Consider the following 23334-nt stretch of genomic DNA (forward strand, 5'->3'; position numbering starts at 1 on the left):
GCCGGCGTTCATCGGCCGGTTGGGTGCCGATCCTGGTCCGGGGACGCTGTTGCGTGATCACGCGGATGGGTCGATCTTCGTGACGGTGGGTGGGGCGAAGTACGGTCTGACGCCGGCGGAGTATGAGGCGCTGGGGACTCCGGGGTTCGCGAATGTGCCGGTGGGGTGGATCAACGCGTTCGGTGCGGTGCCGCGTGATGGCAGTTATATGCGTGATGTGCGGGACGGCACGATCTACGTGGTGAATGCCGGTAAGAAGCGGGCGCTCGGTTACGACGAGTGGGTGGCTCTGGGCAAGCCCGCTTCCGGCAATGTGCCCGTCGGTTTCCTCAACCAGATCCCCAACGCCTGACCGGACTCGCCAGGAGTGCCCCGGACCGTGTGGTCCGGGGCTTTTCCGTGGGTCAGTTGACCGTCCACTTCTGGTTCCCGCCGCCCGTGCACTCCCACAACTGGAGCCGGGTGCCGTCGGCGCTGGTGTTGCCGGTGACGTCCACGCACTTGTTCGCGGCCGGGTTCACCAGGTCCCTGGTCGCCGCGTTGTACGTCCACTGCTGGTTGGGACCGCCGAAACAGGTCCACAACTGGAGCTGACTGCCGTTGGCGGTGCCGTTGCCGACGACGTCCAGGCACTTGCCGAGCGCCCGGAGCGTGCCGTCGCCGGGGCGGGTCCACTGCTGGGCGGCGCTGCCGTTACAGCTGTGGAGCTGGACGGGGGTGCCGTCCGCGCTGCTCGCCCCCGCGACGTCGACGCACTTGCCGGCCAGGCCGGTGATCGTGCCGCCCTGGTTGCCGCTCTGCGTGCCGCCCCAGGTGAACGTGGCCGTGGTGCGGGCGGGCAGGGAGTAGACGAAGGACTGGTTGCCCCAGTTGACCCGGACGGACTGCGCCGACGTGCCGCGGTTGTGCGCGATCAGGGCCTTGGAACCGTCGGGGTTGCGCCAGGCGACGTTCTGGATCGTGCCGTTCGCGGTGGAGTCGATCCGGTACGCCCCCGGCTTGACGAACTTCGTCAGATGGCCGGTCGTGTAGTACTCGATCGTGTAGTCGACCTGGCCGGCCCGGGAGCCGCCCTCCTGCACGGTGATCAGACCGGTGCAGGTGCCGCAGCCGCCGTTGTGCGGGCCCATGTGCTGGTTGAGCGCGAGGCTCCACTTGACCAGGCTGCCGCTCCAGTTGCGGGCGTAGTTGACGATGTCCGAGAGGTCCTCGTTGTGCTGGTTGCCGACCCACGTGCCGCCGGAGTGCTCGGTGCTGAACTGGCGCACGGCCGGGTACTGGTTGCGCACCTGCGTGCCCACCGCCGGGTCGCCGAAGTAGCCGTGCCAGGCGATGCCGCCGAACAGCGGGTCGTTGCGCACCCCGGCGTCGTTCAGCACGCCGGAGCCGAAGTTGGCGTAGTCGCCGTAGTTCCAGTCGTGCACGAGGACCTTGGTCGTGATGCCCGCCGCCCGGAACGCCGGATACACGTGGTTCTTGGTGAACTCGACCAGCCCGGAGGGGTTCCAGCTCATGCCCGGGTAGTTCATCGCGGTCGGGTTGCCCGCCTGGCAGCAGTTGGGCTCGTTCTGCACCGAGATGTAGTTCACCGGGATCCCGGCGGCCTGGTAACTCTGGACGTACTTCACCAGGTACTGGGCGTAGGTCGGGTAGTGCTCCCACTTCAGCCAGCCCATCTGGTCCATCCGGCCGTTGTCCTTCATCCAGCCGGGGGCGCTCCACGGCACGCCCTTGACCCGCAGCGCCGGGTTGAGCGACCTGGCCTGCTGGGTGAGCAGGCGCACGTTGGTGTCGTACCCGTTGGCGCCGAAGTCGTTGAGGTCGCAGCAGGTGTCGTCGAGGGAGACGTTGCCCGGCCGGGAGAGGTCGGAGGCGCCGATCGGGTTGCGCACGAACGACAGGCCGATGCCGTCGGTGGGGTGGAACAGCCTGCGCATCACGGTGTCCCGGGTGGCCGCGCTGACCGGGCCGCCGCGCAGCAGGTAGGCGGTGGTGTCGGTGATCGACGCGCCGCCGCCTTCGAACTGCTGGTAGGTGGTGCCCTCGTTGACGGTGATGGTGTGGTTCGCGCCGCCGCCGGCGGGGCCGAAGGCGATGGGGGTCTGCGGCTGGAGACCTCGGGTGACGGTCCGGCCGCCCGCGTCGGACGTGGTGGTGAGCCAGATGCTGACCGGCTCGTTGGCGGCGAGGGCGGGCGTGGCGGCGACCGGGCCCGCCACCCATAAGGCGGCGACGCAGGCGAGGGCGAGCGTGAGGGCCCTGCGCGGGGGTCGGAACACGGGGGGTCCTTTCGGGGGGTGTGGTCAGGCGCGCGCGACGTCCGGGCTCCTCGATCGCAGGTCACGCGAGTCACCGTGGAAAGTCGCCGTAACCTTTGAAACAACTATGAAACATGTTTACTGCGCAAAGGACAACATAAGTGGAATTGCCTGTCAAGGCCCATATTCATGCACGCCAGCGCCCGGCTCGGTCGCCTGGCGGGCTGTGTAACAAATGAAACAAACGGTCTAGAGCGGGACCGGGCCGGTGGAGTCGCGGACGATGAGCTGGGTCTCCAGGGAGACGTGCAGCGCCTCCAGGGTGTGCCGGCCGAGCAGCCGCATGAGCAGCGTCACCGCCATCCGGCCCATCTCCTGGAGGGGCTGGCGGACCGTGGTCAGCCTGGGCAGCGTCGCCTCGCTGAGGTCGATGTCGTCGAACCCGGCCACCGACAGGTCGCCGGGGACGCGCAGCCCGCGCTCGGCCGCCGCCCACAGCGCGCCGACCGCCATCTTGTCGTTGAACGCGACCAGCGCCGTCGGCCGCTCGGGCAGGTCGAGCAGCTCGCACGCGGCGCGGTAGCCGTTCTCGGTGTTGGGCTCCGGCACGTGCCGGAGCAGCTCGGCGGACGGCAGGACGCCGACGGCGGCCAGCGACGCGGTGTAGCCGGCCAGCCTGGCCTCGCTGGGCAGCCAGTGCACCGGGCCGCCGATGACGCCGACCCTGCGGTGGCCGAGCCCGGCCACGTGCGCCATCACCTTGCGCGCGCCCGCGAAGTGCGCGGCGGACACCGCCACGATGTCCCTGGGCGGCGGCGTCCGGGGATCGATCACCACGAAGGGGAACCGCCGGTCGCGCAGCCGTACCAGCTCGTCGCCCGGCTCCGGGGGCAGGACCAGGATCGCGCCCGCCACGTCGGAACGGCCGGGCAGGCCGGGGAGGGCGGGGGCGCGCTGGGCGGCCTCGCCGGTGCTCAGGATCATCTGGCGGCCGTGCAGCTCGATGGTCTCGCCGACCGAGGAGACGATGAGGCCGAAGTAGTCGGTCAGCAGGTAGGGGCAGCGCACGTAGATCGCGCCGGCGGTCACCGGCTCCGGGGCGGCGCGCGGGCGGGGCGCCTGGTCGCCCAGCCGGCCGACGGCCTGCAACACCAGCTCCCGGGTGTGCGGGGCGACGTTGGCCTGCCCGTTAAGGACCCGGGAGACGGTGGCGATCGACAGGCCCGTCTCCGCCGCGATGTCGCGCACGGTCGCGCGCATCCCGGGCCTAGCCAATTCCCGCCCCCTGGTAGCCGTGTCCGTGCCGTCAGCATAACCAGTCACGGCGAAAGCCGGTCGGCACGAGCCGACCGGCTTGTCCGGGCCGCGCCCATCCGGCGAATTCGCCGCGATGAACCACGCGGAGAGGGAATCGCGGTCCAGCGCTCCGGGGCGCGGTCAGTGCTTATCTGAAACCGTGGCCGTGGTGACCGTGGCGGCCGTGGTGGCCGCGCGGGTGATGGTGGTGATGGGGGCTGCGCTCCCAGCCGCCGAGAACGGAGGGGCGGCCGTGGCTCCAGGAACCGTGCCCGGGCCGTCCCTGCTGCCCGGCGCCGGGCCGTCCGTGCTGCCACGCGCCGGGCCGTCCCTGCTGCGAGGCGCCAGGGCGTCCGTGCTGCCACGCGCTGGGCTGTACCTGCTGCGACGTACCGGGCCGTCCCTGCTGCCACCCGCCGGGCTGTCCCTGCTGCCAGGCGCCGGGCAGTCCCTGTTGCCACGCGCTGGGCCGTTCCGGCTCCCATCCGCCGGGCCGGCTCTGCGGCCAGGCGCTGGGATGCTGCGGGCCGCGGTCGCACAGCGGGTTGAAGGGTCCGTTGGACGGGTGGCAGGGATGCGTTTCCGCGGCGGAGGCGATCTTCTGGTCGTCGGCGGCCTGGGCCGACGTCGCCATGGGCACGAGACCGAACGCCGCCAGCGAGGCGGCTACGAGAGCGCTTTTCAGCATGCGAGATCACTCCGTATCTGGGATTCCTGGACTTTACGGAGCGCCGAATCGGTTTCCCGGGAATATCTTGATTCGACGTCTACGCCCAGCGACGCTAGTCGAGATCAATCCGGGAGATCGCGCCCCCAAGGCCAAGCCCGGGTCCGGGATCGCCCAGCATTTACGCGACGGCCTCGTCCGACTTTCCGGCATATACGCGCCGGGAAAAGCCATTTCGAGTCCGAGTTCCGGCGAAGGATTTACCCGAATTCGAGAATGCGACGGCGTGTGAGAGGGGTCCGCTGACCCTTGCCTGGTGGTCCGCGCGCCCAGACGGCCGAGCAGGTGCGGCCTCTCGTGCGGCGCGAGCGTCCCCGGGCGAGCCCGTCGTCTCGCGCGTACGGGAGTCAGGACGGGCGGACATGCTGCCGGACGGCTGTACGTGATCGCCGCCGGCACGGGTGCGGTGAGACGGATTGGCTCGCTCTTCAACGCGTGGTTCCCCGGCATTGGTCGGACGGCAAGTCTCGATCACTAGACGTAGCGGGTGATCGGTTTGCCGGCAGGTGCGCGTTCCGTGGGCGTTCGTCCACCTGTGGCGCCGTCTCTGCAAGGGAAGGAACCTTAATGCGCATTGTCCGATTGCTGACCGTGCCGGTCGCGGTCGCCCTGGCCGTGGCCGGCCTGGCGGCGCCGGTCCTGGCACACACCAAGCCGGGCGACACCCTCGTCAAGCGGCAGATCGAGGTCCGGCGCCACCACCCGGACGTGCCGGTGCCGATCGTGGTGCGGAAGACCGGCGAGGCGGTCATCGACCTGACCGCGTCCGCCCCGGGCACGGACTGGGCGGTCGCGGGCGCCGAGTCGGCGGTCGTGTCCATCTCCGTCGACAACCGGAGATGCTCCGCGAGGGCAAGATCGAGGCCGCCTCGGACGGCACCCCGGCCACTCCCGAGGTGAGCGACCAGCGCAACTACCTCTACGCGGTCCTGGAGAAGACCACCCAGGCGCCGAACAGCGGCTCGTCCTGGGCCGGCGTCGCACTCGGCGTGCGGCTCGTGAACGGCGACACCGTCTATCTGTCCCACCACACCGACCCGACCTGGTCACTCCAGCGTGACGACCCCGCCGCCACCACGGTCGAGCTGCCGGCCGGCACCACGGCCGACGACATCGCCGAGGTGACCGCGCACCGGATCGTCGTCGGCACCGACACCGGCGCCGCCGTGCGCGTCACCGGCATCCAGCGCGCCTTCTTCCTCGGCCAGGACTACCTGCCCCAGGAGTCGTTCCTGAGCTGGAACGGCGACGTCGCCCTCGACGCCGCCACCCCCTCCGCCGTCCTCTGGCGCCGCTGACGCCTTCGCGTGGCCGGCACCCGCGTGCCGGCCACACCCGGCGGGGGTTCGATCCGCCGGCGAACCTATAACCGACCGTCCATTCCAGTAAGCGGTCAGCGGAGCAGGGTGAGGGCCTGGGCGGCGGCGTCGCGCAGCCGGCCGGGGGAGGGGTGGCCCTTGGCCATCAGCCGCAGCCCCTGGAGGAAGACGAGGGTGAAGCGGGCCAGCGCCCGGGGGTCGGACGTCTCGGCCAGCTCGCCCTGGGCCCGCGCCCTGATGAGCGCGGAGGCGAGCGCGGTCTCCAGCGACGCCCAGTTGGCGTCGATGAACCGGCCGACCTTCTCGTCCCCGGGCAGCAGCTCACCCGCCGCGTTGACGATCAGGCAGCCGCGCCGGTCGTGGATGGACTCCTCGGTGTAGAGCTCGACGAGGGCGCGTACGGCGGGCAGCGCGGGGCCGGGCTGGGACAGCATCTCGATCGGATCGGGGCTGCGCCGCCGGGTGTAGTGCTCCAGCGCCCGCATGTACAACTCGTGCTTGCCGCCGAAGGTCGCGTACAGGCTGGCCCTGCCGATGCCCAGGTGTGCCACGAGGTCGGCCATCGAGGTGGCCTCGTAACCGCGCTCCCAGAACAGGTCGAGCGCCCGCTGGAGGACGGCGTCGGGATCGAAGTCCTTGGTCCTGGCCACGGGGGATCACTCTAAAGATGTTGGAATGTTCGGTCAAGTAAGGGAACCGTAATCGCAGAGGGTCGGGGCGCAGGTCGCGGCGCAGGGCGGAGGGCAGGGCGGGGCGCAGGGCGGTGGACACGTTGGAAGGCAGGGCGGAAGGCGGGGCGGGAGGCGGGGCGGGAGGCGGGGCGGGAGGCGGGGCGGGAGGCGGGGGTGGCGGGTGCCGGTGGTGGCCGGGGTGGCCGGGGTGGTGATCGCGGTTGCTTCGGCGGGGGCGGTGTACGCGCTGGAGACCCGGTCGTTCGCCTCCGCGCCCGCGGCGGCGCGTTCCGTCACGACGCTGGCCGCGGCCCCCACGCCGTCCCCGCCGCCCCCGGCCCGCGGCGGATGTCCGGGCGCCCGGTGTCGGGATGACCCTCGGCGAGCATCCAGCCGACCCCACCAGGCTCGTCGCCTACCGTGGCGGCGACACCGTCTACCTGCGCACCCCCGGCCTACCTGCGCACCCCCGGCGGCGGAGGGTTCCGGCCGATCCCGGAGAAGGCCGAGGAACTGGCCGCGTCACCGGACGGCGCCTGGGTGGCCCTGCTCAACGCCGGGACGGTCACCTTCGTGGCCCGGGACGGCGGCGAGAGGTTCACCGTGGAGGTCGGTCCGGCGAGACCGGGATCCGCACGTACTCCCTGGGCGGCGCCGTCCTGCGCACCTACCCAGGCGTGCGCGCCGCGGACGGCGGCGGCCCGTGGTTCTCCCCGTCCGGGCGGTTGCTCGCCGCGCTCTGCGCGGACCCCCCGGCTGCCGCCTGCGTGCTGGACGCGGCCACCGGTGAGCACCGGGCGCGCGTCCCGCTGCCCGGAGGGGGCGTGTTGTGGGGCTGGTTCAACGAGGACCATCTCGTCGGCTTCCACGACGGCCAGGCGGACATCCTCGACCTGACCGGCAGGCGGGCACGGTTGCTCGCCGAGATCAGGGCGCCGGCTGACGACTGGCTCGTCCACTTCACCGGGACCGGCTAGTCCGAGGCGAGGGCCCAGGCCGGGGGGGTCACCGGGCCGGAGAGGCTCTGCTTGGCCTGGCGGCTGATCTCGTCGGCGATGATCTCGGGCTGACCGGCGGCGATGCCGTCCAGGGCGGCGGCGGCGACGATCCCCGGGTCCAGCTTCTCCTCGGCGGGGACGGAGGCCGCCATGTCGGTGTCCATGTAGCCGACGTGCAGGCTCGCGACCTCGATGCCCTTCGGCGCGAGCTCCTGGCGCAGGACGTTGGTCAACGCCCAGGAGGCGGCTTTCGCGGTGGAGTAGGCGCCGAACACCGGCGGGTGCCACCAGGAGAGCACGGACAGCACGTTGAGGATGGCGCCGCCGCCGTTGGCCGCGATGACCGGTGCGAAGGCGCGCGTGACGCCGAGGGTGCCGAAATAGTGGGTCTCCATCTCCAGCCGGATCTGATCGAGGTCGCCGTCGAGCAGGGACGTGTGGGTGGAGATGCCCGCGTTGTTGATCAGCAGGGTGGCGCCGGCCGCGATCCGGGCGGCCTCCGCGACCGTCTCGGGCCGGGTGACGTCCAGCCGCAGCGGTACGGCGCCGGGCACGTCGACCGTTTCGGGCCTGCGGGCGGCCGCGTACACCGTCGCGCCGCGCGCGATCAACTGGGTGACGAAGTGACGCCCCAGCCCGCGGTTGCCCCCGGTCACCACGGCCACAGAGTTCTCGATCTTCATGCTCGTTCCTCGCTGTAAGTGTCTAGCTTCGATTGCCTATTACACGACTACCATCGTCGTGCACCGGATGTAAAGGTCTTCACGGTATAGGCCATGTCACCTTAGAGTGGGGTGGTGAGCAGAGCGCCAGGTTCCCCGGAGAAGGCCGGTCGCGTCCCCGCAGCCGGGGAGGCCGTCGTCGAGCTCCTCAACACACGCCCGCACTTCCACTTCGGCGACCGCCTCGACGACCCCGGGCACGCGGTGCGCGTCGCGCGGTTCTTCGCGCCCGGCGTGACGGAGGTCCCCGCGGAGCTGCTGGAGGAGATCCGCGCCGTCCGCACCGACCTGGCCGCCGTCGTCACCGCGCCCGACTCCGCGCGGGCCGAGCGAGGCTGGCGCGACTTCACCGCGCGCACGTCGGACGTGCTGCTCCGGCGCGACTTCACCGACCCGGGCGAGGTACGGCTGCGCCAGGTCGCGGGCGACCCGGTCGTCGGCGGCATCGCGCTCGCCGTCGCCGAGCTGGTGACCTCCGGCGTCTGGCCGCGCGTCCGCGTCTGCGCCTTCGACCTCTGCTCGGGCGCCTTCTACGACACGACCCGGAGCCGCACCCAGCGCTGGCACTCCTACGAAGTGTGCGGCAACCGCAGCAACGTCGCGGCCTACCGCGCCCGCCGGGCCGCCAGGTGACCGGCCGGTCCAGCCCCACGGGGAAGGGCCGCGCCGACGAGATGACCACCCCACCCGGCGCCGCCCGGCTGCGCATCGGGGCCGGCCTGTCGTTGTCCGGCGAGCACGCGCGTTTCGGCACCCAGGCCCTGCGCGGTCTGGAGGTCTGGAAGTCGGGGGACGACGGGATCGAGCTGGTCGTCGAGGACGACCGAAGCGACCCGAGAACGCTGGAGGCGACCCTCCGGGCACTCGCGAAGCGGTGCGACGTGCTGCTCGGCCCCTACTCCACCCGGCTGGCACGCCATGCGGGGGACGTCGCCGCCGACCTCGACCTGCTGATCTGGAACCACGGCGGATCGGGTGACGACGTCGAGGCGGCACATCCCGGCCATGTCGTCTCGGTGCTCACACCGGCAGGCCGATACGCGGAGCCCTTCGTACGCCTGCTGGCCGGCGAGGGGACGCTACGCCATCTGTGCGTCGTGCACGGCAGGGGCGGCTTCGGCCGGCAGGTCGCGGCAGGCGCCGAGCTGACCGCCCACCGGCTCGGCCTCCATGTGGTCCGCCTCGGCCCAGGCGCCCCGCTGCCGGCCGAGGCGGGGTGGGCGCTCCTGTGCGCTGGCTCGTTCGAAGAAGACGTCGAGACGGTCAGGCGGGCCAGGGCCCTGCCGATGCCTCCGGGGGCGGTGTGCTCGGTGGCGGCGGGCGTGCGCGGGTTCGGCGAGGCGGTCGACGAGCCGCACGGCGTCTACGGCGTCGGACAGTGGTCCCCCGGCAGCGGGAGCGAGCCCGAGCTGGGCATCACCGAACCCGATTTCCTCGCCGGCTACCGGTCGCGCACCGGGACGCTTCCCGACTATCCGGCCGTCCAGGCGGCCGCGACGGCCGTCATCGCCACCCATTGCGTACGGCTGGCGGGCGCGGTGACGCGCGACGCCCTGTGGCAGGCGGCGGTGGAGCTGGAGACGACCACCCTGTTCGGCGCTTTCAAGATCGCCCCCGACACCGGGACGCAGCTCGGCCATCGGGCCGTGCTGGTCCGGTGGGGAGCGGACGGCCCGGTGGCCGTCCGGGGGCGTCGCCGTCCGGAGAGCTGAGGGCATGGCGCGCGACGAGGTGGAGATCGACGCCGGCGGGCGTTTCGGTGGAGGTCATGCCGGGAGAGGGTATTCCCGGTTCGCCACCCCTTGCCTATAGTTTCCCTAGTGAACTGACCTGCTCAGGGGGCTGATCGGCGTTCTGTGGCGGGTCCGTGGCCGGAGAGGGACGGAGATCCGGATGGAGCGGTCTGAGCGGCGGGCGGAAGAGTGGCGGGCGAGCGCCTGCATCCTGTGCGAGTGCAACTGCGGGGTGGAGATCCGGGTCAGCGGACGGACCTTCGACCGGGTGCGCGGTGACCGCCTGCACCCCTCGTCCCAGGGGTACACCTGCAACAAGGCCCTGCGGCTCGACCACTACCAGAACGGCAGGTCCGGCCGGATCACCCGCCCGCTGCGCCGCCGGCCCGACGGGACGTTCGAGGAGATCGACTGGGACACCGCGATCCGCGAGGTGGCCGACGGGCTGCGCCGGGTCGAGCGGGCCTACGGCGGCGAGACGATCTTCTACTACGGCGGCGGCGGCCAGGGCAACCACCTGGGCGGGGCCTACGCGCCCTCGACGCTCGCGGCCTTCGGGGCCCGCTACCGGTCCAGCGCGCTGGCCCAGGAGAAGACCGGCGAGTTCTGGGTGAACGCCCGCATGCTGGGCGCGTACAACCGTGCGGATGTCGAGCACTGCGAGGTCGCGGTGTTCGTCGGGAAGAATCCCTACCAGTCGCACGGTTTCCCGCGGGCGCGTTCGGTGCTGAAGGAGATCGGCAAGGACCCCGGCCGATCCATGATCGTGATCGATCCGGTCCGCACGGAGACCGCCGAGCTCGCCGACTTCCACCTCCAGGTGCGTCCCGGCACCGACATCTACCTGCTCTCCGCGCTGGCCGCCGTCCTCGTCCAGGAGGACCTGACCGACGCCGAATGGCTCGCCGAGCACGCCGACGGGGTGGACGCGGTGCGGAAGGTGCTCGGCGAGGTGCCGATCGGCCGCTACTGCGAGGTGTCCGGGGTGCCCGAGGAACAGGTCCGCGCCGCCGCGCGCAGGATCGCCGGGGCCGCCTCCGTCGCCGTCCTCGAAGACCTCGGCGTGCAGATGAACCGGGACTCGACGCTGGTCAGCTATGTCGAGAAGCTCGTCTGGCTGCTGACGGGGAACCTCGGCAGGCGTGGCGGGCAGTACGTCTTCTCCAGCCTGGCGCCCATCGGCAGGGACCGCGGGCACCCCGCGGGTGAGGGCCCGCGCAGCCCCGTGGCCGGAGCGCCGATCATCAGCGGCCTCGTGCCCAGCAACGTCATCGCGGAAGAGATCCTCACCGACCACCCCGCCCGCTACCGGGCGATGATCGTGGAAAGCGCGAACCCGGCGCACTCGCTGGCCGACTCCGCCCGGATGCGGGAGGCGCTGCGGGCGCTCGACCTGGTCGTGGTGATCGACGTGGCGATGACCGAGACCGCCCGGCTGGCCGACTACGTGCTCCCGGCGGCCACGCAGTTCGAGAAGTACGAGGCGACGTTCTTCAACTTCGAGTTCCCGCGCAACGTCTTCCACCTGCGCCACCCGGTACTCGAACCGCCCGACGGCGTGCTGCCCGAGCCGGAGATCCACGCCCGGCTGGTGGAGGCCGCCGGGGCGCTGGGCGAGGCCGACTACGCCCCGCTCAGGGAGGCCGCGGCGCGCGGCCGGGCCGCGTTCGCCGAGGCGTTCCTGAGCGCCGGCGCCGACCCCCGGCTCGCGCCCGTCCTGCTCTACCGCACCCTCGGCCCGACTCTCCCCGGCGGCGCAGCCGCCGCGGCCGTCCTGTGGGCCGCCGCCCACCAGTGCGCCCGCCTCAACCCCGAGGGCGTACGGCGGGCCGGTCACGGCGAAGGGCTCGAAGCGGGTGAACGACTCTTCGACGCGATCCTGTCCGGCCCGCACGGCGTGGTCATCACCGACGACGGCGAGGACGCGACCTGGGCCAGACTCAAGGGGCGCAGGGTCCAGCTCGACGTCCCCGAACTGCTCGCCGAGGTCGCCGCCGTCGCCGGCCGCCCGGTGCCCGGCCCGGACCCGGAGTGGCCCTACGTCCTGTCCGCCGGCGAGCGCCGCGCCTTCACCGCCAACACGATCATCCGCGATCCGGACTGGCGCCGCCGCGACCCCGGTGGCGCCCTCCGGATGAGCACGGCGGACGCCTCCCGGCTCGGCGTGCACGCCGGTGACGTCGTCCGGGTGACCACCCGCCGCGGCAGCGCCGAGGTCACCGTCGAACCCACCGACCGGATGCGCCCCGGCCACCTGGCCCTCCCGAACGGCCTCGGCCTCACCGTCCCCGGCCCCGACGGCACCCCGGCCGTCGTCGGCACGGCCCCCAACGAACTCACCTCCGACACCGACCGCGACGCCTGGGCGGGCACCCCCTGGCACAAGTACGTCCCGGCCCGCCTCGACCTCCTCCCCACCTGACCGGCCCCCCGCGGAGCCCGACGGCGGCCCCGAGCCCGTCCGTCAGTAGGGGAGGACCAGGCGGGGGACGGTGCCGACGATGGTGAGGTGGAGGGCGAGGATGGTGAGGTTGTAGGCGATGTGGACGGCGATGGCCAGGATCAGGCCGTGCTGGAACATGATGAGGAAGAGGAACATGCCGAAGTACCAGGACCAGATCCAGCCCGGTAGTCCCTGGTAGGCGTGGCCGTCGCGGAACTTGCCGTTGGTGGACAGCAGGGCGGCGGCGACCGTCCACGGGTGGTCGGTCAGGATGGCGTGCAGGTGGCCGGCGGTGGCGAAGTCGGCCACCGGGATCATGATCTCGGTGAAGAACCAGCGGACGGGGTGCAGGTCGGCGAAGCCGAGGAGGAGGAAGTCGAGTCCCAGCGCGCCGGCGATGCCCGCGTAGAAGAGCAGCCAGCGGAAGGTGATCTCCTCCAGCGCGCTCCTGATCACGGCGGTCATCGGGCCGAGCCTCACCACGCGTCCCTCGTCCGTGCCGTACCAGGCCAGCTGGCGCTGCACGGGGCGGATGCGCGGGAGGAAGATCAGCGTGAGCAGCACCCCGGCGGCCAGGACCGGCCAGGCGAGGAGCAGCGCGCCGGTGAAGGCGGCCCACAGGTCCGGCGGGACGACCCAGAACGTGGTGAGCTCGAAGGGGATGACGCCCGGCGCGAGCCATTCGAGCAGCACGATGAGCAGGACGGAGGCGCCGAATCCGAAGGGGACGAGTGAGCAGGACCAGGTGAAGCTCGTTCGATCCATGAAGGCGCTCCTGGGGGGTCGGCCTTCTCCCATCATGCATCGAAAGCGTTCTTCGTGACCTTCGCCGGATCCGCCGCCGGTCTACCAGTATTTCTGTGTGCCTTTGCGGTGCTTTGACCTGCGATTTCTTAGTCTGCCCAGATGGCAGTCTGGGCAGGGGCGAACGGGTACGAGGTCGAGATCGTCGTTCTCGACCGGCGGCGGGTGGCACGCGTCTCGCGACGGATCGGCACGCGCAAGGCGCTGGTCGGCTACTGCCGTACGGTGGCGGAGATCGCGGAGCTGGTCGACCTGGCGGACCTCGTCGAGGTGATCGAGCTCCCGGCGCGTTGAGCGGTCGTCACCCGGTGACGGTGACGCCCTTCCAGAACGCGATCCGGTCGGTGATCTCCTTGGCCGCGTCCTTCGGCTCGGGGTAGTACCAGGCGGCGTCCGGGTTGGTCAGGCCGTCCACCTCAAGGGTGTAGTAGGACGCCGTGCCCTTCCACGGGCACACGGTGTTGGTGCCGGAGTCGCGCAGCACGGACGCGTCCACCGACTCCTTCGGGAAGTAGTGGTTGCCCTCCACGACAACCGTGTCGTCGCTCTCGGCGATGACCTTGCCGTTCCACGTCGCCTTGGCCATGGCGGTGGTCCCTTCCGTCGTCGCTTCGATCCGCTTCGAGCTTAGCGCGGCCAGGCGATCCGGCGCCGGGAACGACGGCGCCGCCGACCCGTTCGCGGTGCTCGCCGGCCTTCAGGACGCCCTTCACCCGTACGGCGGGCCGCCTCGCCGTACGGATGGACACGTCACCGCGGAGCCGGCAGGTCCATCGACGAGAGCTTGGCCGGGTCGGTCTCGATCGTGATGGCGGCGATCCGGCCGCCGGCGACGGTGAACGCCATGAGCGAGAGCGGAGCGCCGTCCTCGCGCCAGGACACGATCCCGGGAAGGCCGTTGTGAAGGGGCAGGACCCATGGAAGCACGGGCCGTGTCTCCCCGCGACCGAAGGAGCCGGCAGGGCTCCGGGAAGCCTCGACCGATCTCTGCCGAGATTGCGTGCTCTGGCAGAATCCACAGTGTGAAACGTGCGGTGCGGCAGACGACACGCGACCTGCGTCGCCACGGCGCCGGAGTGGACGCGGGCCCGGCGGGCACTCGATGAGCGGCGCGGCGCGTCGGGCGCTCGTCGTCCGGGGTGGCTGGGAGGGGCACGTGCCGGTGCCGGCCACCGAGTTGTTCATTCCGCATCTCGTGGACTCCGGGTTCGACGTGACGGTCTCCGAGGATCTCGACGTCTACCGGGACCACGAGCTGCTCGCCGGCACCGACCTGATCGTGCAGTGCTGGTCGATGGGACGGCTCACCCCGGAGCAGAGCGCCGGCCTGGTGGCCGCGGTGCACGCCGGGACCGGCTTCGCCGGATGGCACGGCGGGATCGTGGGCACGTTCACCGACAGCAAGGACTATCTGCGCATGGTGGGCGGCCTGTTCCTGTTCCACCCGGACGAGTTCCTGGACTACCGGGTCACCGTCGAGCGCGAGCACGCCGATCACCCGATCATGGCGGGTATCGCGGACTTCGACGTGCACTCCGAGCAGTACTGGATGCTCACCGACGGGCTCAGCACGGTGCTGGCCAGCACGGTGATCTCGGACGAGACCGCCGGGCACGGCGGGGAACCGCTCGGCATGCCCGTGGTGTGGACCCGCCGGTGGGGCAGGGGGAAGCTGTTCTTCTCCGCGATCGGCCACCGGATGGCCGACCTGGAGGCTCCGGCGGTGCGCACCCTCACCGGGCGCGGCCTCGTCTGGGCCGCGAGGTGAGCGGCCCCGCTCCCCGGTGACGCCGCCGGGCCGCGACTCGTTCCGAGGCCGGGAGACAATGAGATGTGGGCTGGGTGCTGCACGTCGACCTGGACCAGTTCGTCGCGGCGGTCGAGCTGCTGCGCCGCCCCGAGCTGCGCGGCCGGCCGGTCGTCGTCGGCGGTGACGGCGACCCGGCCAAGCGCGGGGTGGTCAGCACCGCGTCCTACGAGGCCCGCGCGTACGGCGTGCACTCCGGGTTGCCGCTGCGCACGGCCGTCAGGCGATGCCCCGAGGCGGTGTTCCTGCCGGTGGACCGGGAGGCGTACGAGGCGGCCTCGCGGCGGGTGATGGCGGTGCTGAGCGAGTTCGACGCCGTGCTGGAGGTGCTCGGCTGGGACGAGGCGTTCCTCGCGGTCCGCACCGACGACCCGGAGGCGACGGCGGCGGAGATCCGGCGCCGGGTGCGCGAGGCGACGGACCTCGACTGCACGGTGGGCATCGGTGAGAACAAGCTCCAGGCCAAGCTGGCCACCGGCTTCGGCAAGCCCGCGGGCGTCTTCCGCCTGACCGCCGCCACCTGGTTCGACCTGCTCGGCGACCGGCCCACCGACGCGCTGTGGGGAATCGGGGCCAAGACCGCCAGACGGCTGAGCGGGCTGGGCATCGACACCGTCGCCCGGCTCGCCGCCGCCGACCCGGACGTCCTCGCCGCGCACTTCGGCCCGGCCACCGGCCCCTGGCTGGTCCGGCTGGCCGGTGGCCGGGACTCCTCGCCGGTGACCGGCACGCCGTACGTCGCCAGGTCCCGCAGCAGGGAGACCACCTTCCAGGCCGACCTGGCGGCCTGGGACGAGGTGCGGCGGGAGGTGGCGGAGCTGGCGCGGCGGGTCGCCGCGGACGCCGCCGCGGACGGCCGCCCGGTCGTCCGGGTGGTGGTGAAGGTGCGGTACGCGCCGTTCGTCACGCGGACCCACGGGCACACCCCGCCCGCGCCGGCCACGGAGGCGGCGGAGATCGAGCGGTCCGCCCTCGCCGCGCTGGACCGCTTCACCGAGCGCCGCCCGGTGCGGCTGCTGGGCGTCCGGGCCGAGTTCGCCGACCGGCCCGCGACGACGCGGCTCTTCGGCGCCCCGACGGGGTGAGGGTCACGAGGGCCAGAGGGTCACAGGGCCAGGGTGAGGGTGATCAGGGTGGTCGCGGTGCCCACGGCCGTACCGGCGAGGACCTGGGAGACGGTGTGGTCGCCGAGGCTGACCCTGGCCCAGCCGATCAGCGCCACCAGCAGCGCGCCGGCGGCCGTCACCGCGGCGGGCGGCAGCACGTGCGCGAGCACGACGACGCTTCCCGCGGAGACCGCCGCGTGGAAGGAGATCTTCCACTTCAGTGCCACCGTGATCGGCCCGATCACGGCCAGCGCGACCAGCATGGCGGCCACGGTGACCACGGCCAGCCGGGGGGCGCCGAGCACGGCGAGCAGGCAGAGGGCGAGCAGTACCAGGGGGATGGTGACCGCGATCAGCCGGGCCCGCTGCGCCCGGTCGGTGATGTGCCGGTCGCCGAACGTGCCGGACCGCACCCCCGCGATGATCACCAGCGCCGGCACCCCGCCGCACAGCGCCGCGGTGAGCAGCCCCCACGCCACCCCCGACCAGCCGGACGCCACCGCCCCCACGGTCGGCGGCAGCCCGATCACGAGATGCGCGGGCGCGAACACCTCCGTCATTATCCGGGCGAAACGGTTCTCGGCCCCGCCCGCGACCTCCGACGCCACCACGCCACCCGCCTCCCCGAACCGCAACTCGTCCCGATCCGCGCCGCCCGCGCGGCACGTCCCGGAGACGATCAGTGCCGCAGCAGGATAGCGGCCCGCCCCGCCGCGACGCGGCAGGGCGGGCCGTGGTGATCCGTGCCGTTACGAGGTGGCCTTGTCCGGGCGCTCGGTGACGCGGATCGTGTTGACGATGGTGTCGCCGTCACGTTCGACGAAGCGCACGTTGAGCTGGCCGTCGGTGACCTTCACCGTGTACTGCCGGTTGACGGCGGTGTAGGTGCCGGCCTCCAGGGCGAGGTCCAGCGCGGGGATCGCCAGCTCGCCCTCGACGATGACGTCGAAGACCCGGGCGCCCTCACGCATGTTGCGCAGCTCGGCGAAGCCCAGCTCGACCGTGTAGGTGCCGTTGGGCACCCGGTCGAAGCGGTACTCCAGCATCTTCTCCCGGGCGCGCTGGAACAGGTCCTGCTCCTCGGTGCCCTTGATCGTCCTGCTGGAGGTGACCGTCCTGGTGCTGTTGCCTACGTAGCCGTGGCCGCCGGTGGCGAACTTCCGGTCGGCGGTCCACCGGTCGCCGGCGTCGTCGGTGGTGTCCCTGGTGCCGCCCACCTCGACGGCGACCTGATGCTTGGGCACCACCACGGTCACGATGACCTCGATCTCCGGGTTGCGGCCGCTCGCCGAGCGGACCAGCAGCCTGCCGGTGCGCACGGTGCCCGCCTGGACGCCCGTGCTGGAGGCGCGGACCGCCACGGAGACCGTCTTGCCGGTGGCCAGCTCGCCGGTGGCGGGCGTCACGGTGAGCCAGTCCTGCGCCGGGTCGGACACCACGGTGTAGGAGGTGGGGCCGCCCAGGTTGGTCAGGTCGAAACCGCCGGTCCTGGTGGCGTCGGCCGGCATCACGAGCGTCACCTCGGCGACCGAGGAGGTCACCTGACCGGTGGCGAGCGCAGAGTCGGCCCGGGTGACGGCCCCCGCGGTGACGGTGATCGGGTGGACGAACGTCCCGTAGTTCGCCTTGGACACCTTGACCGCGTAGTCACCCACCGGAACCTGGCCGAAGAACCTGCCGTCCTCCCCGGTGGTGAAGTCGGCGACGTTCCCCACCTGCACCAGCGCGCCGGCCAGCGGGTCGCCGTCGTTGGCGTCGGTGATCACGCCGCTCACCAGCCCGTGCCGGCTCGCGAGGACGGCCAGGCTCTGGCCCTCGGTGAGGGAGGCGCTGTTGAAGGAGTACTGGAACGCGTCGGTGCCGGTCGCGTTCTCCACGCCCACTGTGGCGCTGTTGCCGGCGGCCCGCTCGTTGGTGATGCCGCGGTAGCGGAACCCGACCGAGCCGTCCTCGCCGAGCAGCGCGGAGAACGAGACGCGCTGGGAGGCGTCGGAGTAGAACCGCACGTTACGCCACTCGATCACGAACGTGCGCTCCGGCGCGGTGCCGGTCGTGGCCGTGTAGACGCCGGACTGGTCGTCGATCACCAGGTCGTCCCAGTAGGGGTAGATCCCGGCGTTCGGCGCCCCGGCCGAGGGCAGGGCCCCGTTGCTCGCCGTGGTGCTGGAGGCGGTGAAGCTCAGGAACCCGTTGCTGCTGACGAAGCCGCTGTTGTACCCGGTGCCGTAGAACGGGAAGGTGAACGGCAGCGTGATCGGCTGGGCCGCGTCGTCACCGGTAAGCGTCTGCTTGGCGGTGCCCGCGACGTACGCCTCGGCGCCGCTGGCGCAGGTGTAGCCGAAGGAGTCGGTGCGGCGCGGCAGCGCGATGTCCTTGGTGACGGCGCCGTTCACCGTGACCGGCTCGGTGACGGCGTCCGCGCAGCGGGACCGCGGGGTGACCGTCAGGTCGTAGTCGCCGTGCGGCAGGGTCAGGGTGTACTGCCCGGTGGCGTCGGTGACGGCGGTGGCCGGGGTGCCGGTCACGCTCACCGTGGCGTTCGCCTCGGCGATCTCGGACGCGGTGACCGTTCCGGTGACCGTGCCCGAGGGCAGGGCGGTCAGGGTCACGTCCTGGGTGGCGGTCTCGTCGGCGGCGACGGTGACGTCCGCGGTGGCGTCCTCGAAGCCGAACTTCGCGACGGTCAGCTCGTAGTCGCCGGCCAGCAGGCGGGGCAGCGTGTAGGCGCCGTCCTGCCCGGTGGTGACCGTACGGCTCAGCGGGCCCTCGACGGTGACGGTGGCGCCGGACACCGGCGAGCCGCCGGAGGTCACGGTGCCGGACAGGCCGCCCAGGTCACCGGACGGCGAGCTCTCGACGGCGGCGAACGCGTCGAGCCGGCCCTCGCCCCAGACGTTGTTGTCGTCGGCGGTGCCGCCGCAGGTGAGGTTGCTGACGTCGATCGCGGAGCCGTCGAGCAGCTCCGTCGTGGCGGTGATCGCGCCCTGGAGGGCGGGGGACGCCGACCACATCAGCGCCACGGTGGCCGCCACGTGCGGGGAGGCCATCGACGTGCCGGAGATGGAGCCGTAGCCGCCGCCGGCCACCGAGGAGCGCACGTTGACGCCGGGCGCCGCGATGTTGGGCTTGATCTCACCGTTCGGGCCGGGGCCGCGGGTGGAGAAGTTCGCGATCGCGTTGTTGATGTCGAACGCGCCGGCGCTGTAGCTGGCGACGTACTGACCGGGGGAGCCGCTGGAGCCGCAGCCCGCGTTGGTCAGGTTGCCGTTGGAGAACGCGGGGAAGATGCCCGCCGCGACCCAGGCGTTGACGATGTCCTCGTACCAGGGGTCGAAGCCGGCGCCGCCCCAGGAGTTGTTGACGATGTCCGGTGCCAGGTCGGGGCGCGGGTTGCCGCCCTGGAGGTCGGTGGGGGCGAGGATCCACTGCCCGGCGGCCAGCAGCGAGGCGTCGGAGCAGCTGTTCGACTCGCAGCCCTTGGCGGCGATCCAGGTGGCCCCGGGGGCGACGCCGATGATGTTGGCGCCCTCGCCGCCGGCCATGGTGCCCATGGTGTGCGTGCCGTGACCGTTGTTGTCACAGGGCGCGTCGGTCGGGCAGATGCCCGCCGGGTCGAACCAGTTGTAGTTGTGGTCCACGCCCTCCCCGGTCCTGCCGCGGTACTGCGCGGCCAGCGCCGGGTGGTCGAACTGCACGCCGGTGTCGATGTTGGCGACGACGATGCCCTCGCCGCGGGTGCCGAGTTCGTTCCACACCCGGGGGGCGTTGACCCGGTCGATGTTCCACTCGACCGCGTTCACCGACGCCTGGTCCTTGCCCGGCAGCGGCTCGGGCAGCTTGGTGACCCGGGTGGGCACGATCTGCTCGACCTCGGGCAGCTTCGCTATCTCGTTCGCGAGCTTGGCGCCGCCGGTCACCTGGACGGCGTTCGCGATCCAGAACGGGGTGTAGTCGGCCCGCTCGGCGGTGAGGAGTTTGCGTAGGTTCGCCTGCGATGACGTGGCGGTTTCCGTCTTGGCGCGGAAGACCTGCTCGGCCTTCTCGGCCTTGGTCTTCGCCCTGCTCGCCGAGCTGAGGTCGGCCCTGCTCTTGAGACGGACCCAGAAGGTGGCCTTGTCGTCGTCCGACAACTCCGCCAGCACGGTCTGGTGGATCTTGTCGGGTTCGGGGGCCGCCGTGGTGGTGGCCTGAGCGACGTTCTGAGGGAGCAGGAGTGCGAGGGCGGCGACAGTCCCTGTCAGGACCGCTCGCCACTGTCGGGAAGCGTGTAACACACGATCTCCTTTGCACCGGGCGGGGGGTTCCCGCCGGAGAAGACGTGGGCCGCGCGTTGATCTTTACAGCCCACGTGGAGAATCGTGAAGCGATCATGTCCACTTTTCAAGAAGTTTGACTGTCCGAAGTAGGAAATGTCGCTAGATTTAACATATTTCTGGCGACGTCGGATTGGCACGCTCCGTTAAAGCCGGGGGTCAGGGGCGGATGGGGCGGGGGCGAGCCCGTACCCGCGGCATGCCGCCGAAGATCACACGCCGTCAGGCGGGGACGATGTCGTCGAACTCGACCAGCAGATGGCGCGGGCCGCGCAGGAACGGGTGCGGGCGGTACGGCGGCGGGTCGGCGACCAGCCGCGGGCCGATGAAACGGCGGGCGAACTCGGCCAGCGCGAGCTGGGTCTCCAGCCGGGCGAGCGGAGCGCCGAAGCAGTGGTGGATCCCGCCGCCGAAGCCGAGATGCTGGTTGTCCACCCGGTCGGGGTCGAAGCGGTCCGGGTCGTGGAACCGGGCCGGGTCGCGGCTGCCCGCGGCGAGTGCGATCGTGATCACGGCGCCGCGCGGGATGGTGACGCCCGCGAGCTCGATGTCGGCCAGCGCGTGCCGCAGCGGGGCCAGGAACTGCACCGGCGGCTCGTAACGCAGCAGTTCCTCCACCACCGCGGGGGCCCACCCGGGTTCGCGGTGCAGCCGGCCCAGCGCGTGGGGATGGCGGAGCAGCGTGAGCACGCCGTTCGCGATGAGGTTGACCGTGGTCTCGTGCCCGGCGACGAGCAGCAGCGCGGAGGTGGCCAGCAGGTCGCCGCGCGGGAACTCCTGCTCGGAGACGAAACCGGAGAGCAGGTCGTCCGCCGGCCGCCGCAGCCGTTCGTCGGCCAGGCCGTCCAGGTAGTGGCCCAGCTCGGTGAGGGTGAGGGCGCGCCGCCTGGTCCGCTCGGCCATCGAGCCGGTGCCCGGGTCGATGGTGCTGATGATCGTCTGGGACCACTGGTGGAACAGCGGCTCGTCCTCCCGTGGCACGCCGAGCAGCTCGCAGATCACGGTCACCGGGAGCGGGTAGGCGAAGTCGTCCACGATGTCGACCTTGCCGCGTCCGGCCAGCCCGTCGATCAGCCCGGTGACGATGCCGGTCATCCGCGGGATCAGCGCGTCGATCCGGCCCGGCGACTCCGGCGGCCCGAAGTGCCGCATGGCGAGCCGCCTGAGCCGGTCGTGGTCGGGCGGGTCGAGCCGGATGAACGGCTGGGGCAGGTCCGAGAGCCGGGCGTCCTGGTCCTCGGCGACCGAGCTGACCCGCGGATCGTGCAGCAGCGAGACGATCTCCCGGTAGGTGCTGACCACGTAACTCCCGTCGGGCTGCCGGGCCACCGGCGTCTCGCGCAGCTCGGCGTAGAGCGGGTACGGGTCCGCGCGGCTGGCGTGGTCCAGGATCCTTTCGTACGTGGTGGTCATGCCCGCCTCCCGTCAGCTCCGCGGCCGGACCAGTACGGCCCGCCGCTCGTCAGGGTCGTGGCCGGTCACCACGACGGTGGCGCCCTGGGCCGGGGAGACCCGTTCGGGCATCTCCGCCGGCAGCACCTGGATCTCCGGGGGCCGGTCGACCATGGCGAAATCGGGCGGGAAGGGGGCCGCCCGTTCGATCAGCTCCTGGTAGAACTCCAGCCACATCGCCTGGCCGAAGGCGACCGCCGCCGTGATCCGCCCCCGGTACCCGTAGGCGGCGACGAACCGCCGGTCGGCCGCCGAGCCCTGGACGATCGCCACCTGGTCGGCGAAGGTGGGCACGCCGACGGACTTGATGTTGACGCCGAACTGCGCGGACCAGAAGACCGGCAGGGACAGGTGGGCCCAGCGGCCGGTCTGCGCGCTGATCATGTTGTGCGCGGCCACCTGGGCCTGGGCGACCGCGTTGCCCCAGTGCTCCAGCGCGAGGAACTGGTACTGGTAGAGCGGATGCGGGAAGCGGGCCACGTCCCCGGCGACGAAGATGTCGTCGGTGACCAGGCCGTTGACGTCGAAGGCCCGGCATCCCGCGTCGCAGCCCACCCCCCACACGCCGGCGGCGAGCCCGGAGCCCTCCAGCCACTCCACGTTGCGGGCCGCGCCGAGCGCCACGACCGCCACCCCGGCCTCGACGGTCTCCCCGTCGGACAGCCGGGCGCGGACCAGCCGCCCCCGGTCGTCGCCTTCCAGCGCGGTGACCGTGACGCCGCAGCGCAGGTCCACCCCGTGCTCGCGCTGCAACTCCGCCGCGACCGCCCCGATCACGCCGCCGAGCGAGCCCGCCAGCGGCGCATGGTCGCGTTCCACGACGGTGACCGGCAGCCCCAGCTCCCGGCACGCCGACGCGACCTCCGAGCCGGTGAACCCGGCGCCGATGACCAGCACCCGGCCGGGCCGGTCCGCCAGCCGCGCGCGCAGCCGGGCGGCGTCCTCCCGGGTGCGCAGCACGAACACCCCGTCCAGGGCCGCCTGCGCCGCGTCCGGCCACGGCCGGGCACGTGCCCCGGTGGCGATCAGCAGCCGGTCGAAGCCGACCTTGCGCCCGTCGTCGAGCAGCACCTCCCTGGCCGCCACGTCCAGGCCGGTCGCGCGCACCCCGCGGATCCAGTCGGCGTCGAGCGCGCGGCGCAGCGGCAGGGCGGTCTCCCCGGCGTCCGCGAGCCCGGTCAGCACCTGCTTGGACAGCGGCGGGCGGTCGTACGGGTCGCCAAGCTCGTCCCCGATCAGCGTCACCGACCCCTCGTAGCCCTCGCGGCGCAGCGTGGCGGCGGCGCGCAGCCCGGCCAGCGAGGCACCGACGATGACGACGTTCTCGACCAGCGGCGGTGTGCGCCCGTGCCCGTCGGCGGGCCGCCGGTGCCGCCCGAGGCCGTTCACCTCGTCGATCACCATGGCCTGGACCGGGCACGCGGCGGCGGCCCGGAGGACCCGTTCGCGCTGGGAGTCGTCGGGGTGCGGCTCGTACACGAGGGCCTCGTCGCCGCGCATCGTGAACACGTCAGGGGCGAGGAACGCGCACTGCCCGTAGCCCTGGCAGCGGGTGAGATCGACGACGACTCTCATCAGGCCGTCCCCCTCCGGTCGTGGGACCGGCCACGCGAACGCGCCGCCGGACCGTGAGCCGCGAAGCTGGGCGTCAGTCCTCCCAGGCTAACATTCCCGCAGCTCAAGGC

22 protein-coding genes are annotated in these 23334 nt (G+C 72.0%); 10 read left to right on the plus strand and 12 right to left on the minus strand.

All coding sequences use genetic code 11. The features are described from left to right. Positions 1-352: hypothetical protein (locus QSK26_RS26175; protein WP_285777902.1), on the plus strand; the 352-nt coding region annotated here is incomplete at its 5' end. A 52-nt stretch (positions 353-404) separates the two neighbouring features. Here the strand turns inward: QSK26_RS26175 and QSK26_RS26180 are convergent. The 3 genes from QSK26_RS26180 to QSK26_RS26190 all read right to left on the minus strand — a co-directional run bounded on the left by QSK26_RS26180 (position 405) and on the right by QSK26_RS26190 (position 4242). Beyond that, positions 405-2279 carry a ricin-type beta-trefoil lectin domain protein gene (locus QSK26_RS26180; RefSeq protein ID WP_285777903.1) on the minus strand — a complete coding sequence of 625 codons (1875 nt, stop codon included), beginning with the start codon at positions 2277-2279 and terminating at the stop codon, positions 405-407. Between the two features lie 228 nt (positions 2280-2507). Next, on the minus strand, positions 2508-3518 hold the full coding sequence (locus QSK26_RS26185) for a LacI family DNA-binding transcriptional regulator (RefSeq protein ID WP_285777904.1): 1011 nt from the start codon (positions 3516-3518) through the stop codon (positions 2508-2510). A 184-nt stretch (positions 3519-3702) separates the two neighbouring features. After that, positions 3703-4242: a hypothetical protein gene (locus QSK26_RS26190; protein ID WP_285777905.1), complete on the minus strand. Its 540-nt coding sequence runs from the start codon at positions 4240-4242 to the stop codon at positions 3703-3705. 606 nt (positions 4243-4848) lie between these two features. Here QSK26_RS26190 and QSK26_RS26195 point away from each other — a divergent pair. Beyond that, entirely contained in the window at positions 4849-5181 is a 333-nt protein-coding gene (locus tag QSK26_RS26195) for a hypothetical protein (RefSeq protein ID WP_285777906.1), read from the plus strand. Then, positions 5121-5579, plus strand: coding sequence for a hypothetical protein (locus tag QSK26_RS26200; RefSeq protein WP_285777907.1), 459 nt, complete (start codon positions 5121-5123; stop codon positions 5577-5579). Before QSK26_RS26195 ends, QSK26_RS26200 begins: the two co-directional genes overlap by 61 nt. 95 nt (positions 5580-5674) lie before the next feature. Here the strand turns inward: QSK26_RS26200 and QSK26_RS26205 are convergent, their stop codons facing one another. Continuing rightward, positions 5675-6250 (minus strand): TetR/AcrR family transcriptional regulator, encoded by a 576-nt coding sequence (locus tag QSK26_RS26205; RefSeq protein ID WP_285777908.1) that lies wholly within the window; start codon positions 6248-6250, stop codon positions 5675-5677. Between the two features lie 698 nt (positions 6251-6948). Here QSK26_RS26205 and QSK26_RS26210 point away from each other — a divergent pair. Then, positions 6949-7248, plus strand: coding sequence for a hypothetical protein (locus tag QSK26_RS26210; protein WP_285777909.1), 300 nt, complete (start codon positions 6949-6951; stop codon positions 7246-7248). Here QSK26_RS26210 and QSK26_RS26215 read toward each other — a convergent pair. Further along, entirely contained in the window at positions 7245-7952 is a 708-nt protein-coding gene (locus tag QSK26_RS26215) for an SDR family oxidoreductase (RefSeq protein ID WP_285777910.1), read from the minus strand. The two genes, QSK26_RS26210 and QSK26_RS26215, sit on opposite strands and share 4 nt — an antisense overlap. Before the next feature lie 114 nt (positions 7953-8066). On the opposite strand from QSK26_RS26215, the gene QSK26_RS26220 reads away from it, so the two are divergent. From QSK26_RS26220 to QSK26_RS26230, 3 genes are all read left to right on the plus strand, one after another. Beyond that, complete coding sequence (locus QSK26_RS26220) at positions 8067-8624, plus strand: CGNR zinc finger domain-containing protein (RefSeq protein WP_285777911.1); 558 nt, start codon at positions 8067-8069, stop codon at positions 8622-8624. A gap of 41 nt (positions 8625-8665) precedes the next feature. Further along, the gene (locus QSK26_RS26225; protein WP_285777912.1) at positions 8666-9703 is read left to right on the plus strand and encodes an ABC transporter substrate-binding protein; all 1038 of its coding nucleotides are present in this window, start codon (positions 8666-8668) and stop codon (positions 9701-9703) included. Between the two features lie 181 nt (positions 9704-9884). Then, the gene (locus QSK26_RS26230) at positions 9885-12146 is read left to right on the plus strand and encodes a molybdopterin-dependent oxidoreductase (protein WP_285777913.1); all 2262 of its coding nucleotides are present in this window, start codon (positions 9885-9887) and stop codon (positions 12144-12146) included. Between the two features lie 42 nt (positions 12147-12188). Here the strand turns inward: QSK26_RS26230 and QSK26_RS26235 are convergent, their stop codons facing one another. Continuing rightward, positions 12189-12932 (minus strand): hypothetical protein, encoded by a 744-nt coding sequence (locus QSK26_RS26235; protein ID WP_285777914.1) that lies wholly within the window; start codon positions 12930-12932, stop codon positions 12189-12191. 141 nt (positions 12933-13073) lie between these two features. On the opposite strand from QSK26_RS26235, the gene QSK26_RS26240 reads away from it, so the two are divergent. Then, positions 13074-13265, plus strand: coding sequence for a transposase (locus QSK26_RS26240; RefSeq protein WP_285777915.1), 192 nt, complete (start codon positions 13074-13076; stop codon positions 13263-13265). Between the two features lie 7 nt (positions 13266-13272). Here the strand turns inward: QSK26_RS26240 and QSK26_RS26245 are convergent, their stop codons facing one another. Together QSK26_RS26245 and QSK26_RS26250 are read right to left on the minus strand one after the other, a co-directional pair. Beyond that, entirely contained in the window at positions 13273-13557 is a 285-nt protein-coding gene (locus QSK26_RS26245) for a DUF427 domain-containing protein (RefSeq protein ID WP_285777916.1), read from the minus strand. Positions 13558-13721: 164 nt separating this feature from the next. Next, entirely contained in the window at positions 13722-13898 is a 177-nt protein-coding gene (locus tag QSK26_RS26250; protein ID WP_285777917.1) for a hypothetical protein, read from the minus strand. Positions 13899-14073: 175 nt separating this feature from the next. Between QSK26_RS26250 and QSK26_RS26255 the strand changes: the two genes are divergently transcribed. Further along, on the plus strand, positions 14074-14739 hold the full coding sequence (locus tag QSK26_RS26255) for a ThuA domain-containing protein (RefSeq protein WP_285777918.1): 666 nt from the start codon (positions 14074-14076) through the stop codon (positions 14737-14739). A 65-nt stretch (positions 14740-14804) separates the two neighbouring features. Further along, positions 14805-15863 (plus strand): DNA polymerase IV, encoded by a 1059-nt coding sequence (locus tag QSK26_RS26260; RefSeq protein WP_285777919.1) that lies wholly within the window; start codon positions 14805-14807, stop codon positions 15861-15863. Positions 15864-15883: 20 nt separating this feature from the next. On the opposite strand, the gene QSK26_RS26265 is transcribed toward QSK26_RS26260, so the two are convergent. The 4 genes from QSK26_RS26265 to QSK26_RS26280 form a co-directional block, all read right to left on the minus strand. After that, on the minus strand, positions 15884-16444 hold the full coding sequence (locus QSK26_RS26265) for a phosphatase PAP2 family protein (protein ID WP_285777991.1): 561 nt from the start codon (positions 16442-16444) through the stop codon (positions 15884-15886). A gap of 189 nt (positions 16445-16633) precedes the next feature. Continuing rightward, on the minus strand, positions 16634-20158 hold the full coding sequence (locus tag QSK26_RS26270) for an NIDO-like domain-containing protein (protein WP_285777920.1): 3525 nt from the start codon (positions 20156-20158) through the stop codon (positions 16634-16636). Positions 20159-20419: 261 nt separating this feature from the next. Then, complete coding sequence (locus tag QSK26_RS26275) at positions 20420-21610, minus strand: cytochrome P450 (RefSeq protein WP_285777921.1); 1191 nt, start codon at positions 21608-21610, stop codon at positions 20420-20422. Positions 21611-21622: 12 nt separating this feature from the next. Further along, positions 21623-23224: an FAD-dependent oxidoreductase gene (locus QSK26_RS26280; protein ID WP_285777922.1), complete on the minus strand. Its 1602-nt coding sequence runs from the start codon at positions 23222-23224 to the stop codon at positions 21623-21625. Positions 23225-23334 lie beyond the last annotated feature (110 nt).

Source organism: Microtetraspora sp. NBRC 13810 (assembly GCF_030268685.1).
Classification (GTDB): Bacteria; Actinomycetota; Actinomycetes; order Streptosporangiales; family Streptosporangiaceae; genus BSRQ01.

Coding starts and splice junctions, on each gene's coding strand:
- QSK26_RS26185 (WP_285777904.1), bottom strand. CDS start 3,518: ATGCGCGCGACCGTGCGCGACATCGCGGCGGAGACGGGCCTGTCGATC.
- QSK26_RS26190 (WP_285777905.1), bottom strand. CDS start 4,242: ATGCTGAAAAGCGCTCTCGTAGCCGCCTCGCTGGCGGCGTTCGGTCTC.
- QSK26_RS26195 (WP_285777906.1), top strand. CDS start 4,849: ATGCGCATTGTCCGATTGCTGACCGTGCCGGTCGCGGTCGCCCTGGCC.
- QSK26_RS26200 (WP_285777907.1), top strand. CDS start 5,121: ATGCTCCGCGAGGGCAAGATCGAGGCCGCCTCGGACGGCACCCCGGCC.
- QSK26_RS26215 (WP_285777910.1), bottom strand. CDS start 7,952: ATGAAGATCGAGAACTCTGTGGCCGTGGTGACCGGGGGCAACCGCGGG.
- QSK26_RS26225 (WP_285777912.1), top strand. CDS start 8,666: ATGACCACCCCACCCGGCGCCGCCCGGCTGCGCATCGGGGCCGGCCTG.
- QSK26_RS26230 (WP_285777913.1), top strand. CDS start 9,885: ATGGAGCGGTCTGAGCGGCGGGCGGAAGAGTGGCGGGCGAGCGCCTGC.
- QSK26_RS26235 (WP_285777914.1), bottom strand. CDS start 12,932: ATGGATCGAACGAGCTTCACCTGGTCCTGCTCACTCGTCCCCTTCGGA.
- QSK26_RS26240 (WP_285777915.1), top strand. CDS start 13,074: ATGGCAGTCTGGGCAGGGGCGAACGGGTACGAGGTCGAGATCGTCGTT.
- QSK26_RS26245 (WP_285777916.1), bottom strand. CDS start 13,557: ATGGCCAAGGCGACGTGGAACGGCAAGGTCATCGCCGAGAGCGACGAC.
- QSK26_RS26255 (WP_285777918.1), top strand. CDS start 14,074: ATGAGCGGCGCGGCGCGTCGGGCGCTCGTCGTCCGGGGTGGCTGGGAG.
- QSK26_RS26265 (WP_285777991.1), bottom strand. CDS start 16,444: ATGACGGAGGTGTTCGCGCCCGCGCATCTCGTGATCGGGCTGCCGCCG.
- QSK26_RS26275 (WP_285777921.1), bottom strand. CDS start 21,610: ATGACCACCACGTACGAAAGGATCCTGGACCACGCCAGCCGCGCGGAC.
- QSK26_RS26280 (WP_285777922.1), bottom strand. CDS start 23,224: ATGAGAGTCGTCGTCGATCTCACCCGCTGCCAGGGCTACGGGCAGTGC.